The 14266-nt window shown below is 69.5% G+C and carries 13 protein-coding genes; 3 read left to right on the forward strand and 10 right to left on the reverse strand.

Annotated elements, in window-relative coordinates:
- Nucleotides 1–82: 82 nt before the first annotated feature.
- From rsmA to lptF, 6 genes are all read right to left on the reverse strand, one after another.
- Nucleotides 83–964 carry a 16S rRNA (adenine(1518)-N(6)/adenine(1519)-N(6))-dimethyltransferase RsmA gene (rsmA, locus tag E4O86_RS19305; RefSeq protein ID WP_161142188.1) on the reverse strand — a complete coding sequence of 294 codons (882 nt, stop codon included), beginning with the start codon at nt 962–964 and terminating at the stop codon, nt 83–85.
- A complete protein-coding gene (gene pdxA, locus E4O86_RS19310; protein ID WP_161142189.1) occupies nt 961–1983 on the reverse strand; it encodes a 4-hydroxythreonine-4-phosphate dehydrogenase PdxA in 1023 nt (340 codons plus the stop codon). The genes rsmA and pdxA overlap by 4 nt, the downstream gene beginning before the upstream one ends.
- Nucleotides 1980–2942 carry a SurA N-terminal domain-containing protein gene (locus tag E4O86_RS23680; RefSeq protein WP_161142190.1) on the reverse strand — a complete coding sequence of 321 codons (963 nt, stop codon included), beginning with the start codon at nt 2940–2942 and terminating at the stop codon, nt 1980–1982. Before E4O86_RS23680 ends, pdxA begins: the two co-directional genes overlap by 4 nt.
- Nucleotides 2943–3012: 70 nt before the next feature.
- Nucleotides 3013–5352: an LPS-assembly protein LptD gene (locus E4O86_RS19320; RefSeq protein ID WP_161142191.1), complete on the reverse strand. Its 2340-nt coding sequence runs from the start codon at nt 5350–5352 to the stop codon at nt 3013–3015.
- Nucleotides 5349–6431 (reverse strand): LPS export ABC transporter permease LptG, encoded by a 1083-nt coding sequence (gene lptG / locus E4O86_RS19325; RefSeq protein WP_161142192.1) that lies wholly within the window; start codon nt 6429–6431, stop codon nt 5349–5351. The genes E4O86_RS19320 and lptG overlap by 4 nt, the downstream gene beginning before the upstream one ends.
- Nucleotides 6428–7612 carry an LPS export ABC transporter permease LptF gene (lptF, locus tag E4O86_RS19330; RefSeq protein ID WP_161142193.1) on the reverse strand — a complete coding sequence of 395 codons (1185 nt, stop codon included), beginning with the start codon at nt 7610–7612 and terminating at the stop codon, nt 6428–6430. Before lptF ends, lptG begins: the two co-directional genes overlap by 4 nt.
- A 206-nt stretch (nt 7613–7818) precedes the next feature.
- Between lptF and E4O86_RS19335 the strand changes: the two genes are divergently transcribed.
- Nucleotides 7819–9321, forward strand: a complete 1503-nt coding sequence (locus E4O86_RS19335) for a leucyl aminopeptidase (protein WP_161142194.1) — start codon at nt 7819–7821, stop codon at nt 9319–9321.
- A gap of 31 nt (nt 9322–9352) precedes the next feature.
- Nucleotides 9353–9802 (forward strand): DNA polymerase III subunit chi, encoded by a 450-nt coding sequence (locus tag E4O86_RS19340; RefSeq protein WP_161142195.1) that lies wholly within the window; start codon nt 9353–9355, stop codon nt 9800–9802.
- A 59-nt stretch (nt 9803–9861) separates the two neighbouring features.
- On the opposite strand, the gene E4O86_RS23855 is transcribed toward E4O86_RS19340, so the two are convergent.
- From E4O86_RS23855 to E4O86_RS19355, 3 genes are all read right to left on the reverse strand, one after another.
- Entirely contained in the window at nt 9862–10290 is a 429-nt protein-coding gene (locus E4O86_RS23855) for a type II toxin-antitoxin system HicB family antitoxin (protein WP_161142196.1), read from the reverse strand.
- Nucleotides 10291–10334: 44 nt separating this feature from the next.
- Nucleotides 10335–10538 (reverse strand): hypothetical protein, encoded by a 204-nt coding sequence (locus E4O86_RS19350; protein WP_161142197.1) that lies wholly within the window; start codon nt 10536–10538, stop codon nt 10335–10337.
- 80 nt (nt 10539–10618) lie between these two features.
- The gene (locus E4O86_RS19355) at nt 10619–12505 is read right to left on the reverse strand and encodes an ABC-F family ATP-binding cassette domain-containing protein (protein ID WP_161142198.1); all 1887 of its coding nucleotides are present in this window, start codon (nt 12503–12505) and stop codon (nt 10619–10621) included.
- Nucleotides 12506–12633: 128 nt separating this feature from the next.
- Here E4O86_RS19355 and E4O86_RS19360 point away from each other — a divergent pair, with 128 nt between their 5' ends.
- Nucleotides 12634–13029 carry a DUF1622 domain-containing protein gene (locus E4O86_RS19360; protein ID WP_161142199.1) on the forward strand — a complete coding sequence of 132 codons (396 nt, stop codon included), beginning with the start codon at nt 12634–12636 and terminating at the stop codon, nt 13027–13029.
- Here the strand turns inward: E4O86_RS19360 and speB are convergent.
- Nucleotides 13026–14000 (reverse strand): agmatinase, encoded by a 975-nt coding sequence (gene speB / locus E4O86_RS19365; RefSeq protein ID WP_161142200.1) that lies wholly within the window; start codon nt 13998–14000, stop codon nt 13026–13028. The two genes, E4O86_RS19360 and speB, sit on opposite strands and share 4 nt — an antisense overlap.
- Nucleotides 14001–14266: the final 266 nt, after the last annotated feature.

The following is a 14266-nucleotide window of genomic DNA, read 5'->3' on the forward strand; positions in this document are numbered from 1 at the left end:
CGCCGGCCTCCAATCCGGCAGACAGCTTGAATCATCTCAGCGCTGATTTGGGAATCCCGATTCAATTAGGTCGGGTAACGCTCTAGCCGGCGGGCGGCACGCCGCGCTCGCGCTCGGAGGCGAGCGCGCGCGCGAGCGCGAGGAAGCCCGGCACGTCGAGCCGCTCCGCCCGCATTTCCGGGTCGATGCCGAGCGCCTCGAGGATCGGCTCGGGTTTCGGCCAGAGCGCCTTCAGGCTGGCGCGGAGCATCTTGCGGCGCTGTCCGAATGCCGCGGCCGTGACGCGGGAGAGAAGCGCGGGCGCGACCTCCACCGCTTCCGCGCGCGGCTCGAGCCGCACGATTGCCGAGGTCACCTTGGGCGGCGGCGTGAAGGCCCGGGCCGGCACCTCGAAGAGAAGGTGGGCCCGGCTGCGCCATCCGGCGAGTACGGCGAGCCTGCCATAGGCCGCCGTTCCGGGCGCGGCGACGATCCGCTCGGCGACTTCCTTCTGGAACATCAGCGTGAGGCTCGCCCACCAGGGCGGCCAGTGCGCCTCCGAAAGCCACCCGGTGAGGAGGACGGTGGCGATGTTGTAGGGGAGGTTCGCGACGATCCGCGCCGGCCTGCCGGCGGCAAGCGCAGGATAATCGGCGGCGAGCGCATCGCCCTCGACGATCGCGAGCCGGCCGGGCGCGGCCTTTTCGATCGCGCGCAAGGCGGGGATCGCGCGCGCGTCCCGCTCGATCGCGGTCACGTGGTCCGCCCCCTCCATGAGGAGGGCCCGGGTGAGGCCGCCCGGCCCGGGGCCGATTTCGATGACCTGGAAGCCCGGCAGCGGCCCCCCCGCGCGCGCGATCCGGCGCGTCAGGTTGAGATCGAGCAGGAAGTTCTGGCCGAGCGACTTCCTGGCCGCGAGCCCGTGCGTGGCGATGACGTCCCTGAGCGGAGGCAGCGCCTCGAGGCTTGGCGCGTCGTCCGTCACGGAACCCGTTCGCGCGCGGCCATCTCGGCCGCGAGCTTCAGCGCGGCGACGAGGCTCGCCGGCCGCGGGGCGTCGGTGCCGGCGAGATCGAGCGCGGTCCCGTGGTCGGGCGAGGTGCGGATGTAGGGCAGGCCGAGCGTCACGTTGACCGCCTCGTCGAAGGCGAGCGTCTTGATCGGGATCAGCGCCTGGTCGTGATACATGCAGAGCGCGGCGTCGTAGCCCGCGCGCGCGGCCGCGTGGAACATCGTGTCCGCGGGCAGCGGACCGCGGGCGTCGATCCCTTCCGCCCTCAGAACCTCCACCGCCGGCCGGACGATCTCGGAATCCTCGCTGCCGAGCAGGCCCTCCTCGCCGGCATGCGGGTTGAGGCCGGCGATCGCGAGCCGCGGCCTCGCCATCCCGAAGCGGCGCGCGAGATCGCGCGCCACGATGCGCGCCGTCTCGACGATCAGGTCCGTCGTCAGGAGCCCGGGCACGGTGCGGAGCGGCACGTGGACGGTGACCGGGACCACGCGGAGTTCGGGTCCGGCGAGCATCATCACCGGCCTCGCCTTGGCGCCGAAGCGGGTCTCGGCAAGTTCGCCGAGATATTCCGTGTGTCCCGGATGCCGGAAGCCGATGTCGGCGAGCGCCCTCTTCTGGATCGGATTGGTCGCGACCGCGCTCGCCGCCCCGGCGCGCACGAGATCGACGGCGGTCGTGATCGAATTGACGACCGCAGGCTCGTCGGCAGACGTGATCCGGCCGGGCTCGCCTCGGACCCTCGGCGCGTCTGCGAGACAGGGAAGGGCGCGGGGGAAGGCCTCCGCCGCGCCGTCCGCGTCCGTCTCTGCGACCGGAAGGTCGATGCCGATGGCGGCGGCGCGCCGCCTCAGGAGATCCCCGTCGCCGATGAAGAGAAAGGGCGGGATGCGCTCTTCCGCGCGCCTCAGCCAGGCCTTGATCGTGATCTCGGGCGCGATCCCGGCGGGCTCCCCCAGGGTGAGGGCGACGGGGCCGGCGGCGGCCGCGCTCACCGGTATTCGATTACCGAGATCGACCGCAGGTCGCGCAGATACTGGCGCGCCATCATCTCGCCCCGCTGGTTCTGGAGCTCGTCGCGCACGTCTTCGGCCGCCTTCGTGTGGCCCTGGATGGTCTTCTTGGCGCAGATGCCCACGACCTGGAAGCCCTCGTCGGTGCGCTGCGGCTTGGTCGCCTTGCCGACCTCGGTCGCCGCGATCTCCTCGCCCATGTCGCCGCCGAGCTGGCTCTCGTCCCGGAGCACCTTCGGCTTCACCACCACCCCGCGCAGGTTCTTCGCCACCGCAAGGCTGTTGTCGCAGCCGGTGAACTGGTTGCGGAAGGCGTTGGCCTGGCTCAGCGCGCGCGCCTCGGTCGCCTTGTCCGCCTTGGCGGGCACCACCGAGACGACCGGCTGCAGCTCGAAGGAGAAGATCGCCTGCTCCGCCTTCACGTCGGTCCCCGCCTTCTTCGAGAGCGCGTCCGCGACTTCGCGTTCGGAGACGCGGACCGTCGCCCGGAAGCGGGCGCGCACGATCTCGCTCCAGGCGAGTTCCGCGCGGATGCGGTCCTTCAGCGTGGCCGGGTCGACGCCCGACTGCCGGAGCGCCTTCTCCAGGTTGGCCGGCGTGAGCTTCGTCCGCTGGGCGATGGTGGCGAACGCGCCGCTCACCTCGCGCTCCGACACCGTGACGCCGCGGCGTTTTGCCTCCTGCATCTTCAGGCGCTCGCCGATCAGCTCCTCGATCGCCTGCTGCTGCCCGGCCTTGCCGCCGGTCGTGAGCTTCAGCAGCTGCGCCCGGTTCCTGATGTCGTAGGTCGTGATCGGCTCATTGTTGACGAGGATCTTGATGGCGTTCTGGGCGTGCGCCGGCACGGCCCCCGCGGTGAGCGTCGCCGCCAGAACGAGCAGAGCCAGGCACCGCGCGAATCCGCGCATCGGCGCGGCCCTCAATCCCATCCGTCCAATCATGATCGGTCCGCGGTCATCCCGTTTGGCACGTGGTGTTTCAACCGAGCAAATCTGTCAAGAATCCGGCCGGCTATTCGACGTTCGAGGTCAGCGCCGTGTCTCCGATCGTGCGCAGATTGAACCGCACGAAGATTTGCTTGTCGGTGATGATATCGGAATAGCGGTCGCGTGTCTCGGCGTAGGTGGCCGAGAGGTTGAAGCACTCGTCGTCATAGGCGAGGCCGATGCTCTGCTTCACCACGCCCTCGTTCTCCAGGTCGTAGGTGATGCCGCCGCGGACGGACCAGGTCTTCGTGACCGCCGCGACCGCCGTTGCCGCCACTTCGCGCCGGTCGGTCTCGATGCCCTGCTCGGGGCGTGCCTTGAGGTAGGCGTAGCCGAGCGTGGCGCTGTTCCGGCCGCGGGCGAACGTGCTCGTGACCTCGGTCCGGTTCAGCGTGAAGTCCTTTTCGTCGAACCGCCCGCGCGCCGTCAGCGAGACGCCGCGGCCGCTGTCGATGGTGACCCGACCGACATAGTCGGAGACGGCGGAATCGAGGCCGGAGCCGATGCCCGTGAGGCTCGGATCCTGCTCCTCGTAGGAGTTCCGGCCGGCGATCTGGTAGGATTGCCCGGCGAGCGCGTCGACGCTCCAGCCGTTCCCGAACTGGGCGAAATAGGAGGCGCCGATATTCGCGCGGGTGCCGCCTTCCTGGCGGTCGTAGCCCGAGAACTTGTCCCACGAGAACAGCACCGTGTCGTCGAAGACGAGGCTCTGCGCGTCTTCGTTCGGCAGTTCGCCGACATGCTGCTCGTTCGGACGCACGATGATCTGGGCGATCGGGCTGAAGGTCTGGGTGACGCCTCGGCTCGTGGCGATGAAGGGCCAGCGATATTCGAGGCCCACGGCCGGCATCGCGCGGGGCAGCGTGTCGTTCTCGGCGAGCCCGGTCGCCTGGTTGTCGGCAGCCACCCAGTTGAGGTCGGTTTTCAGGTAGGCGAAGGGCGTGAAGAGCTGGCCGCCCGGCCCCATGATCCTGCGCTGCCAGGAGGCGTCCGTGGAGGCGCGGGTGAAGGTGCCGGCAAGCCCGTTATAATAGTCGACGGCGGGTACCGTGCGGCGGTCGCTCTCCACCCGCGAGAGGCTCGTCAGGTTCGAATCGAGCCGCAGTTCGCCGCCGAGGATCGGCCGGTCGAACACGTAATTGTGGTCGAGCACCGGGTGCACGACGGCCTGTTCCTGCTGGTCGTCGTGGGTATAGGCCGCACCCGTCGCGGAATCGTACTCGACCGTGTCCTCGCGCTGCACCCGGAAATAATAGCCGCGCAGGTCGAAGGAGTTCCGCTCGCTGAACCCCGTCAGGTAGATCGTGGAAGGCACGTCGAGCGCGGTCGCGCCCTCGATCTTGTAGTCGCGGCCGAAGGTCCGGTCGGTGGTCGTCGTGATGTCCCAGCCCGCCTTCCAGTTCGGCGTGAGCTGGAACATGCCCGCCGTCTGCACGCTGCCGCGGAAGTCGCGGTCTCCGCTCAGGCCCGCGAACTCGTCGGGCGCCTGCTGGAAGATGCCCGAGACGCGCACGTTGTAGGAGCCGCGCAGGATGCGGTGGCGCCATTCGATCTGCGCGAGAACGCCCTGCTGGGAATAGACGGTCGGGGAGAAGGTGAGGTCGTAGTTCGGCGCGAGGTTCCAGAAGAACGGCGTCGTGACGCCGAAGCCGAGCGCTTCGGCCTGCTGGATCCGGGGGATCAGGAAGCCGGTCTTGCGCTTCACCGTCGGATCCGGGTGGAAGAAATAGGGCGTGTAGGCGATCGGGACGCCGAAGAACTCGATGGAGGCGTGCTCGTAATAGACCGTGCGGGTCTTCTTGTCGTGGATCACGCGCTTGGCCTTGATCTGCCAGAGCGGCGGCCGCTGGGGATCCTCCTTGCAGGGCTCGCAGGCGGTGTAGACGCCTTCCCGGAACACGGTGACATTGCCGTTCCGCCGCTCCGCACTGGTGGCGGCGAAGCGGGCGCGGTCGATCGTCTCCACGTTCAGGCTCTGCAGGAAGCCGTCCCGGAAAGTGTCCGTGATGTCGGCGAATTCGGCGTTGATGATGTTCCCGTCCGGCTCGACGATCCTGACGCCGCCCGAGGCCGTCAGCCGGCCCGATTGCTGCTCGTAGGTGACGCGCGCCGACTGGACGGAATAGCCGTTGTAATAGATCTGCACCCCGCCGATGGCCGTCACGACCTTGCTGTCGAAGTCGTAGACGAGCTGGTCGGCCTCGAGCAGCATCTTGGCCTCCGGATTGCCGGCGGCGATGCTGCCGAACGGGTCGGCCGATTGCGCCAGCGCGGGCGCGGCGGGGACGGCAAGGGCGAGAGCGAGCAGCAGCGCGCGCGCGAGCGGGCCCGCGCGCTCCTTGGCGGCCGTCGGACGGGTCGTCATCCGTCCTCCAGATGCAGCAGCGCCGTTGCGCCGAATGTCAGCGCCACGACCGACGGCAACCACGCGGCAAGCGCCGGATCGACAACCCCGTTCTCCCCCAGGTCCGAGACGATCTCGGTGACGACATAAAGCAGAAAGCCGGAGCCCACGCCAGTGACGACCAGCCGGCCGATCCCGCCCTGCCGGAACAGGCGCAGGCTCACCGTCGCGGCGATCGCGACCATCGCGGCGAGGAATACCGGCCGCCCGAGGAGGGTGTTGAGCTCGAGCCGGTAGCGGTCGGTGTTGAGGCCGGTCCGCCCGGCGGCCTCGATATAGCCGGGCAGCGACCAGATCGAGAGCGCCTGCGGCGATTGCAGCGTCTGCCGCAGCTGGGAGCGGGTGAGATTGGTCGGCACGATATAGGCTTCCACGGCCTGCGGCGGCCGCTCGGCGGTGATGACGGTCGCGTTGCGGAAGACCCAGCGTCCGGAGGAGAAGGTCGCCGTGTTGGCGACCGCCTTCTCCCGGAACCGGCCCTGCTGGTCGAAGACGAAGGCTGTCGGCCCGAGCAGCGAGAGCCCGTCCTCTCCCATCCGCCGCGCATAGATGACGGAGGGCCCGTCGACGCTGTCCTGGCGAAACCAGATGCCGTTCTGGTCGCGCGGCGCATCGGCGCCCGTCAGGCTCGCCTCGATCTGGTCGGCACGGTCCTTCCAGGCGACCGCGAAGGGATTGATGACGAAGGTCGAGAGCAGCCCGAACCCGATCGCGACCGCGAAGGGCCCCGCGAGGAAGCGCCATACCGAGACCCCGCTCGCCCGCACGACGACGAGTTCGAGGCGGCGCGAGAGCCCGAGAAGGCCGACCATGGCGCCGAACAGGAACGCGAAGGGCAGCACGGTCTCCGACAGGTTCGGCGCGCGCAGGAGCGCCATGTAGAAGCCCATGCCGGCCGAAAATTCCGCCTTGTCGCTGAAGCGCCTCAGGAATTCGATGAAGTCGATCAGGAAGACGAGCAGGCTCATCCCGGCAAGGATGACGAGGACGGACGCCGTGAAGCGCCGGGTGATGTAGCGCGCGAGGATCCCGGGGATCACGGCGAGCCCGCCTGCGGCGGCAGGACGCGGTCGGAGATCCTGTCCACGACGCCTCCGGCGGCGTCCATCATGTTCTGGAGCGCGTCGGGCGTCCTGAGCCGCGCCCGGCCGAAGAGCGCGAGCGCGCCGAACAGGATTCCCGCGAGCGGGACGACGTACATCAGCGCCAGGGCGGCCGCCGAGCCGGATGCTGCGCCGACGACCGCGAAGCCGGCGCCGCGCAGGGCGAGGCTCAGCGCCACGACGGCGGCCACGGCGAGATTGCTGTCCTGCCGGACGGTCCGCGCGCGGCCGAGGAAGGCGAGCGCGATCAGGGCGAAGGCGAAGGTATAGAGCGGAGCCGTCATGCGGTCGTGCAGCTCGGCCGTCATGCGTTCGGGAAAGCGCTGGAGGTAGGAATCGTCGGGATCGGGCGAGAGCAGGTAGAGGGTGGTGCGCTCGCGCGGCTTGTAGAACGGCACCGTGGTGCTGCCGGTGAGCTGGTTCAGGTCGAAGGCATAGGTGTCGAACTGGACGACGTTGTTCGAGCGCGCGGTGCGGTTCTCGCGGATCACGTAGCCGTCCTTCATCACCAGGAAGGCGCCCGCGGCGTTCTCGAGGAGCAGGCCCTGCTCGGCCGTATACTGGATCGACTCGTCGGGGCTGCGGTCGTCGCTGACGAACACGCCGCGGAAGCTGCCGTCCGGCATCTTCTCGCGGATGTGGATGGTGAGGCCGGAGGCGACGCTGCGGAACCCGCCGTCCTTGATGACGGTGGCGATGATGTCGGCCCTGACCTTGGTGATGAGGACGCGGAGCGCCCCGAGCCCGGCGGGCGACACGACGTGATGGAGGAGCGCGACGGCGAGGAACACGATCGTGGCGAGCACGAGGACCGGGCGGTTCACCGCCTTTCCGGACGCGCCCGACGCCGCGATCACCGCGAGTTCGCTGTCGCCGTTCAGGCTCCTGAGCGCCACCACCACGGCCACCATGAAGGCGATCGGCGCGACGATCTGGAGGATCGAGGGGAGGGCGAGCAGCGTGACCACGAAGAACAGCCAGATCGTCTGTCCCTTCGCGGTCACGAGATCGAGCTCGCGCAGGACCTGGGTGATCCAGACCGTACCGACCAGGGCCGTGAGCGTGACGACGAACACGGTCGCGACGCGGCGCAATATGTAACGCTCGATCAGGGGCATGGACGCGACACTTGCTCCTGCGGCTCCGCTCGGCCGAACCCTGCGACCATGCGGGGCCATGGCTAAGAAAGGGCCAACGTTCGTGGTTAACGGCGTTCTACCCCGGCGAAGAGCCGCGCGGGAGAGGCTTGACGGAAAGGGCCTCCAGACTGTCTACCCTCGACGGAAACCTCCCCATGCCTGTCAATCAGCCTCGAGGCAAGAGAATGGCCGACCGTCCTGATATCAGTTTCGTGAACCTGGCGGCTCCGGAGCGGGGGACCGTGGTGTTCCTGACCGACAAATCGATGAAGCTCGGACCGACTGCCGCGGCGGTCGACGAGGCCGCGGCCGGCTGGTTCGCGCGTGGCGCGAGCGTCGGCAAGTTCGAGGGCGGCTCGCTGAAGACGATCCAGCAGCTCGCCCCCGCCGGCGGAACGCTCGACCGCGTGGTCTATCTCGGGCTCGGCGACCCCGAGAAGTTCGGGGAGGGCGACTGGCTGAAGCTCGGCGGCACGGCGGCGGGCGCAGGCGGGAACGGCGAGATGACCATCGTGCTGGAGCGCGCGGACGCCGTGGCGGTCACGCCCGAGCAGGCGGCGAATGTCGCGCTCGGTGCGGCGATGCGCGGCTACAGCTTCGACAGGTACAAGACGAAGAAGAAGCCCGAGGAGCCGCAGGGCCCGCGCAAGATCGCGGTCGCGGTCGCCGATCCGAAGGCCGCCGCCCGGGCCTGGGAATCGCTCGAGCCGGTGGCGGCGGGCGTGGTGCTCGCGCGCGATCTCGTCAACGAACCCGCGAACGTCCTCGGCCCGGCAGAGTTCGCGGAGCGGCTGGAAGGCCTGCGCGAATTCGGCGTCGAGGTCGAGGTGCTCGACGAGAGGGACCTCCGCAAGGAGAAGATGAACGCGCTCCTCGGCGTCGCCCGGGGTTCGGCCCGCGCGCCGCGCGTGGTCGTGATGCGCTGGAAAGGCGGCAAGGGCAAGGACAAGCCGGTCGCGCTCGTCGGCAAGGGCGTCGTCTTCGATACCGGCGGCATCTCGATCAAGCCGGCCGCCGGCATGGAGGACATGAAGGGCGACATGGCCGGGGCGGCCGCCGTCGCCGGCACCATGCGGGCGCTCGCCGGGCGGAAGGCCCGGGCGAACGTCGTCGGCATCGTCGGGATCGTGGAGAACATGCCGGACGGCGATGCCCAGCGTCCCGGCGACATCGTCACCTCGCTCTCCGGCCAGACCATCGAGATCATCAACACGGACGCCGAGGGCCGGCTCGTGCTCGCCGACGTGCTCACCTATGTCCAGCGCGAGGACGAGCCGAAGGCGATCGTGGATCTCGCGACGCTCACCGGCGCGATCATCGTCGCGCTCGGCCACCACCACGCGGGCATGTTCGCCAACAACGACGAGCTTGCCGCCGCGCTCGATTCGGCCGGCCGCGAGACCGGCGAGCACGTCTGGCGGATGCCGCTCGGGCCCGATTACGACAAGCTGATCGAATCCAAGTTCGCCGACGTGAAGAACACCGGCGGGCGCTGGGCGGGCTCGATCACCGCCGCGCAGTTCATTGGGCGCTTCATCGAGAACGAGACGCCCTGGGCGCATCTCGACATTGCCGGCACCGGCATGGGCTCGCCGTCGAGCGAGACGAACCAGTCCTGGGGCTCGGGCTTCGGGGTCCGGCTGCTCGACCGTTGGATCCGAGCCAACCACGAGCGGCACAAGGACTGAACGGGCCGGGCCGGAAGGCGGCGGGGCGCGCGTGGCCGAGGTGCTCTTCTATCATCTGGAGCGGCACCCGTTGGAGCGGGTGCTGCCGGAGCTCCTCGCGCGGAGCCTCGGGCGCGGCTGGCGCGTGGTCGTCCAGGCGGGCTCGGAGGAGCGCCTTTCCGCGCTCGACGCCCATCTCTGGAGCTATTCGGATTCCGCCTTCCTGCCGCACGGCACGCGGGCGGACGGCCGCGCCGAGGAGCAGCCGATCTGGCTCACCACCGGCGAGGACAATCCCAACGGGGCGACCGTCCGCTTCCTCGTCGACGGCGCGGCGACCGCCGAGCTCGACGGCTACGAGCGCGTCGTCTTCCTGTTCGACGGGCTCGATCCCGAGGTGCTCGCCGCGACGCGGGAGCGCTGGAAGGCGGCGAAGGCCGCCGGCCACGCGGTCACCTATTGGCGGCAGGACGAGCGCGGGGGCTGGCAGAAGGCGGGGTGATCGGCGCGGCCGGCGCGTCGACAAGATGATGCGCCCCGGCGATCACGGGCCGGTTTGCGTCATTGCTCCTCGAAAGTAACGCTCAGCCGTCCCCCGAGTGCGCGCGCCGCCTCATCGAGCTGATCGAGCTTCGTTCCATGCCGCGGATTGAGGAGCCGGCGGATTTCGGCCTCGTTTCGATTCAGCCGTCGTGCGAGTTCCGTCTTCGTCAGGCCGGCCGTCTTCCAAGCGGAATAGACCGAGGCCTTCGCCGCAATCGGCGCGGAGAGCAGGATCGCATGCTCACCCTCCTGAAGGGGAGACGGCCTTGGAAGCGCCATGTCGTCGTCCATGCGTCCGGCCACGGCGACTTCGATCGCGTCCGCCGCGAGGTCCAGGGCCTCTTGGAGGTTCGATCCTGATGTGACGACCTCCGGAAGGTCCCTTACCGAAACCACGTAGTCCAGGCCTTCGCGTCCGATCGCAATCCCATATGTCCAATCGCTCATGTGGCCTCTCGCTGTCCGTGTGCGACCCTGTCCGGCTGCGCCGGTCAGAGGTCTCGGAGCTTGACGCCGAGCTGCCGCAAAATCCGTTCGATCCGGCCCGGATTGAGGTCGCTCTGCACCGTCGTGATCCGATCGCCGAGCCGGATCCTGTAATGAGCTCCCTTGCCCTTCCTCGTGTCGACCTCGAAGGCTATGCCGTTCGTCCGGGCATATTTCCGGAGAGCTCTAATGAGGCTTTCTCGGTTCATGACGCTCGCGCCACCTCTATGTCGGACATTTATGTACGAGCATCAAGTCCGATGCGGCCGGGCGGCCACGATGGCGCGCCTCACTCTGCTTCCTGGAGCGCGGCCTCCTCTTCCGAAAGCGCGAGCCACGCCTCCTCGGCCTCGCCGCGCGCCTTCGCCTTCTGAGCGCGTTCCTGGGCGAGCTTCGCGGCCCGGTCAGGGTCGTCATAGAGGGCGGGATCGGCGAGCCGGCGCTCCAGGAGCTCGACCTCCTTCTGAAGCTTCTCGATCAGCCGCTCGCAATCCTTGATCTTCTTGCGGAGCGGCGCGAGCGCCTCGCGGCGTTCCGCGGCCTGCCTGCGGAGCTCCTTCTGGCTCGGGCCCCGGCCGTCCGCGCCGCCGGCCGCGGGCCTCTCCCCCTCGGCCCGCGAGAGGACGAGACGCCGATAGTCGTCGAGATCGCCCTCGAACGGCTGCACCGTGCCGCGATCGACGAGCCACAGCCGGTCGGCACAGGCCTCCAGCAGGTGCCGGTCGTGGCTGATCAGGATGACGGCGCCCGCATAGTCGTTGAGGGCGTGGACGAGCGCCTCGCGGCTGTCGATGTCGAGATGGTTGGTCGGCTCGTCGAGGATCAGGAGGTTGGGCGCGCCGAAAGCGGCGATGCCCATCATCAGCCGCGCCTTCTCGCCGCCGGAAAGGTCGCCGGCGGCAGTGGCCATCTTCTCGGTCGAGAGCCCCATCTGCGCCACGCGCGAGCGGATCTGCGCCTCGCTTGCGCCGGGCATCAGCGCGCGCACGTGGTCGTAGGCCGACCGCGCCGGATCGAGCGCCTCCATCTGGTGCTGGGCGAAGAGCCCGACCTCGAGCTTCGGCGCCCGCACGATCTCGCCACTCGCCGGCTGCAGCCGGCCGGCGACGAGCTTCGCGAAGGTGGACTTGCCGTTGCCGTTCGCGCCGAGCAGCGCGATCCGGTCGTCGTCGTCGATCCTGAGGTCGAGGTGGCTCAGCACCGGTGCGCCCGGGCGGTAGCCGACCGCGACGTCCGAGAGGCGCAGGATCGGCGGCGAGAGCGGCTTCGCCGGGTCCGGGAAGCGGAACGGGACGACGTTCTCCTCGGTGATCTCGGCGATCGGCTTCAGCCTGGCGAGCGCCTTCAGGCGGGACTGGGCCTGGCGGGCCTTGGTCGCCTTGGCGCGGAAGCGCTCGACGAAGGCCTCCATGTGCCTGCGCTCCGCCTCCTGCTTGGCGCGCTGCTTGCTCTGCAGGGCGCGCGCCTCGCTGAGCTGGCGCTCGAAGGAATCGTAATTGCCGCGGAAGAAGGAGAGCTTGCGGTCGAAGAGGTGGACGATTCCGTCGACCGCGTTGTTGAGGAGGTCGCGGTCGTGGCTGATGACGATCGCCGTCCGCGGGTAGCGCGCGAGATAGCGCTCGAGCCACAGCGTGCCCTCGAGGTCGAGATAGTTCGTCGGCTCGTCGAGGAGCAGGAGGTCCGGCTCGGAGAAGAGCACGGCGGCGAGCGCGACGCGCATCCGCCAGCCGCCTGAGAAGGAGGCGCAGGGCCGCTGCTGCGCCTCGTGGTCGAAGCCGAGGCCGGCGAGGATGCGCGCGGCGCGCGCTTCGGCCTCGTGCGCGCCGATATCGGCGAGCCGGACGTGGATCTCGGCGATCCGGTGCGGGTCCGTCGCGGTCTCCGCCTCGTCGAGCAGCAGCTTCCGCTCGCGGTCCGCCGCCAGCACCGTCTCCAGCAGCGATTCCGGTCCGCCGGGCGCCTCCTGTGCGACGCGGCCGAGCCGGGCGCCCTTCGGCATCTCGATGCGGCCGCCGTCGGGCTGCAGGTCGCCCGCGATCGCTTTCACGAGCGTCGTCTTGCCGGCGCCGTTGCGGCCGACGAGGCCCACCCGTGCGCCGTCCGGAATGGTGACCGACGCGCCTTCGACGAGCGTGCGTCCGGCAATCCGGAGCGTGAGGTCGGAAATCTGCAGCATGGCCGTCGCTGTAGGCGAGGGAAGCGCCGGCTGGCAAGCGGCCCGGTCTCTGGCGGGGCGGCGCGGCTTGCTTGGCCCCCGCACCTGCGACACTAGTCGCGCACGGCCTGGGGCGAGGGGGAGTTCGGATGGAGACGCAATCGGTTCCGCTCAGGTCGCCGGACTGGTTCGACCTTCTCCTGCATTGGACCTCGCTCGGCATCGAGGTCCTGGGCGTCGCCGTCATCGCGGCCGGCGTTCTCGTCGCCCTCGGGGCGGCGCTCCGGTCGCGCACCGCCCGCGGCGACTGGAGCGGAGCCTATCAAGCCTTCCGGAGCCGTCTCGCGCGCGGCATCCTGCTCGGCCTGGAATTTCTGGTGGCCGCCGACATCATCGGCACCGTCGCGGTCGAGCCGACGCTCGAAAATCTCGCCGTGCTCGCCCTCATCGTTCTCATCCGCACCTTCCTCAGCTTTTCGCTGGAGGTCGAGATCGACGGCCGCTGGCCGTGGCAGAAGCCGCGGGCAAGCGTGCCGGGCAGCTAGCCGGCGCCCGCGGCATTCCGCCGCCGGGTCGCGAGCAGCCCGATATAGTGCTGCGCCACCGTCGAGGCCGCGATCGCGGTGATGTCGGCATGGTCGTAGGGCGGCGACACCTCCATCACGTCCCCGCCCACGAAGTTCACGGCGCCGAGGGCCGCGATCGTCATCAGCGCCTGGGCGGAGGAAAGCCCGCCGGAAACCGGGGTCCCGGTGCCCGGCGCGAAGGCGGGATCCAGGCAGTCGATGTCGAAGGTGAGATAGGCGGGCGCTCCGCCGACCCGGCGGAGGATCCGTTCCGCCACCCAGTCAACGCCGCGCCGGTGTACCTCGTAGGCGTTGAGGATCTCGATGCCGCAATCCTCCGGCGCCTGCGTCCGGATGCCGATCTGGATGGAACGGGTCGGATCGATCACCCCTTGTTGCGCTGCACGCAGGATTATGTTGCCATGCGATAGCATGACGCCGTCGTCGGGCCACGTGTCCTGGTGCGCGTCGAACTGCACGAGTGCAAGCGGGCCGTGCCGATCCGCGTGCGCCTTCAGGAGGGGCCAGGTCGAGAAATGGTCGCCGCCTATCGCGAAGAGATGCACGCCTGCGTCGAGCACCCGCCGCGCGTCCGCCTCGATGTTGTCGGGGATTGCGGTCGGGTGATGCACGTCGAGCCAGACGTCGCCGAGGTCGACCGCCGCAAGGTCCGCGAAGATGTCGAAGCCGAACGGATATTGCGGGTCGCCGTCGAAGATCGCCGAGGCGCGCCGGATCGCCTGCGGGCCGAAGCGCGCGCCCGGCCGGTTGGTCACTGTCACGTCGAGCGGGATGCCGAGGATCGCGAGGTCCGCTCCGGCGAGGTCGCGGGAATAGCGCCGGCGCATGAAGGAGAGCGCGCCGGCGAAGGTCGGGTCGGCCGCCCCGCCGCGCAGATGGTCCGCCCGAAAGGCGTGGTCGATCGGTGGCTTGCCCGCAGCGCCCGTCATCGTGGCTTCTCCCTTGAATGTGACTCGACAGGAAAGCGTCCCGGCTCTGTCATGCCGAATTGGGTTTCGTTCGTCACGTTCGGACGGATCGCAACGGGCGCATAAGGGTGGTGTCGAATGCCTGAAGGCGGCGAGAACCCTCCTCTGCAGCGGGCCGAGCCCGGCTCTCCCCCGTCTGGCGCGCCCGGAGCGCGCGCTGCGAACCCGCCGGCGCGGCCGCGCGGCCCGGCGCGGCTCGCTCCCGTGCCGAAGGCGGCTGGAGCGGG

The sequence above is a fragment of the Propylenella binzhouense genome (assembly GCF_009866965.1).
GTDB lineage: Bacteria > Pseudomonadota > Alphaproteobacteria > Rhizobiales > Afifellaceae > Propylenella > Propylenella binzhouense.